Here is a 1,632-nt window from a genome sequence, read left to right as displayed (position 1 = left end):
CCACAGACACCACCCCCGCCGAAGAGACCACCCCCACCACAGAGACGGAGACTCCGTGAGCATCCACCGCGGCATCGTCAGCAGCACCACCACCCTCACTCCGACCCTGGTCCGCGTCACGCTCGGCGGCGAGGGCGTCGCCGAGTTCCTCAGCACCGGCATCGGCGACGAGTACGTGCGGGTCTTCTTCCCACACGGCGACGACCCGATGGATGTCTCGCTGCCGGTGCCCGCGGGCGACTGGTGGGAGACACCGGAGGGAGCGCCAGAGGCACCGATGCGCACCTACACGATCAGCGGAGTGCGCCCGGACGCCGGTGAGCTCGACATCGACTTCGTGATCCACGAGGCGGGTGTCGCCGGTCCCTGGGCCGCCCGCGCGCAGCCGGGTCACGTGCTCGGGCTGAACTCCCCGACCGGTCTGTACTCGCCGCCGGAGGGCATCACGTGGCAGGTGCTCGTCGCCGACCTCACCGGGCTTCCGGCCGTGGCGCGCATCATCGCCGAAGCACCTCGGGGCGTGCGCACGCGGGTCGTGCTCGAAGTGCCGAGCGAGTCGGACCGCATCGGCCTGGAGGCGGGGGCGGATGTCGAGGTCACCTGGGTGGTGGGCGGCAACGGTCACGGCCCCAGCGCACTCGGCCCGCTCGTGCGCGGCATCGTCGACGACCGGCTCCCCCTCGATGAGGGCTATGTGTGGGTGGCCGGCGAGACCGTCGCGCTGCGCGAAGTGCGCAAGTATCTGCGCAAGGAGCTCGGCCTGCCCGCGACCCGCTTCAAGGTTGTCGGCTACTGGACGCCGGTCGCTGCGTGGGACGAGAAGTTCGCCGCGCTGCCCGAGTCGGTGCAGAAGGAGCTCGACGCGATCTGGTCCGATGCCGAGGACGACGAGCCCGAGGACGTGCAGGTGCGTTTCGAGGAGCGCTTGGACCAGCTCGGGTTGTGACGACGGCATCTCAGCGGACGCGAGGCTGCGCCGAACCTTCTGGATTGGACGCGACGGCGGGAGTCGAACCCGCAACGCCATCAGGTATGAACTGAGGCCCGGGACCGCCCGGATCGCCGCGATGGGAATGACGTTACCCGGCCGTGATCTGACCCGCCAGGACCGTTGCCTGGGATAACACTATGAGTCCGCGGATGACACGCCGCGGCCGAAACCCAGGCGCCGCGGCGCACCATCGGCGTGTCCAGCCTCGACACACCGCACACATCACGTTCGGTCTGGGTTTTGGCCGCGGCAGCCGCGGGCGCAGCCGCCGGCAGAAGACTCAGCGCCGGAGGGAGTCGTCGAAAGGGTTGGGCTCGAGCGTGTAGTCGGTCGAGGCGTCCGACCAGGTCCCGCCATCCGCAGGTGTCCCGCGCCGTCGAAGCACACCGAGCGCTCGCGTCGCCGGGGCGCCCACCGCGAGCGCCACCGAGCCCCGCACCGTGCGATCTTCGACCCCGAGCACGCTCGCCCGGTGCCAGGCCTCGTGCAGCGATCCGCCTCGTGCCGCCGGCACCCGCCGCGCAGGCAGTGCCCCGGAGCGCCGAAGCGCCACGAGCTGCTCGACACGCTCCCACCACGTCGACTCGTTCTCGGGATGGAAGTAGTTGTCGCGCAGCCAGTCGGGGTGCGGATGCCGGAGG

General features: G+C 70.6%; 2 protein-coding genes and 1 tRNA gene. 1 reads left to right on the top strand and 2 read right to left on the bottom strand.

From position 1 onward, the window contains the following. Positions 1-55 precede the first annotated feature (55 nt). Positions 56-946, top strand: coding sequence for a siderophore-interacting protein (locus tag AX744_RS16060; RefSeq protein ID WP_061017989.1), 891 nt, complete (start codon positions 56-58; stop codon positions 944-946). A 45-nt stretch (positions 947-991) separates the two neighbouring features. On the opposite strand, the gene AX744_RS20345 is transcribed toward AX744_RS16060, so the two are convergent. Further along, positions 992-1,067 (bottom strand) — tRNA-Met (locus AX744_RS20345). A 204-nt stretch (positions 1,068-1,271) separates the two neighbouring features. After that, positions 1,272-1,632 (bottom strand): hypothetical protein (locus AX744_RS20810; protein ID WP_197429256.1); only part of this gene is annotated, 361 nt, incomplete at its 5' end.

Source organism: Microbacterium sp. CCH5-D1 (genome assembly GCF_001557335.1).
GTDB lineage: Bacteria > Actinomycetota > Actinomycetes > Actinomycetales > Microbacteriaceae > Microbacterium > Microbacterium oxydans.
This window is presented reverse-complemented; position numbering and strand designations above follow the sequence as displayed.